At 37.0% G+C, this 792-nt stretch carries 1 protein-coding gene; it reads left to right on the forward strand.

All coding sequences use genetic code 11. The features are described from left to right. A partial coding sequence (locus H4J69_RS19605; protein ID WP_182245203.1) for a hypothetical protein occupies positions 1-792 on the forward strand: 792 nt, incomplete at both ends.

The following is a 792-nucleotide window of genomic DNA, read 5'->3' on the forward strand; positions in this document are numbered from 1 at the left end:
TGATCAGTTAGAAGGAATCGAGTTCAAGTCATTTGAGGGCGAATATAAAGGAAATACAACACGAGTCAATGTCTTTTGTCACATTCACCAATTCAGTTGGGTGGCAACGTTAGCCAATCTATTAAAAGGAACAGGGTGTTCTAAATGTTCTGGTGTTTACAAACACTCCGAACAAGAGAGAATTGACCAAATAAATAGCCTGCCCAACTTACAATTCATCTCATTTCCTGATGGATATAAGTCTGGAAAGTCTAAAGCATTAGTTAGATGCCTTAAAGATGGTTACGAATGGGAAGTATCAATGACAGGGCTTATTCACAAAGGAAGAGGCTGCCACAAATGTTCTGGAACATTTGTGGTGAAAGAAGGTCATGTTATTGATGCAATAGAAAAAGCGAATGATGTTACTTTTGTATCTTTCCCTGATGGTTATATAAATTCAAAATCACAAGTGGAACTTAATTGCTCTCACTGTAATATAAAGTGGAAAACACCATCAAAAAATGTTATTTCAAAATCAATTAAGTGTTCCTCTTGTGCTGATAGTCAGGAGATCTCAACTCAGCTTTTAGAAATATCTAAACTTAAAGGTTTTGAAAATGGCTCTCTAATTATATCCGAAGCACCTAGAGAGTTTATAGGAACAGCTAAGACAACTTTAAAAGTCAGTTGTAATGTTCATGGTGCTGGATGGGAGTGGGGAACTCCATGGTTGCCTACTATTGCAACACTAAAAAGGCTTGGTGGTTGCCCGAAATGTAAAGGGAATTATCGATTTTCTGCTGAAGAAAG

This window comes from Colwellia sp. BRX10-9, from assembly GCF_014077405.1.
Lineage (GTDB): Bacteria > Pseudomonadota > Gammaproteobacteria > Enterobacterales > Alteromonadaceae > Colwellia_A.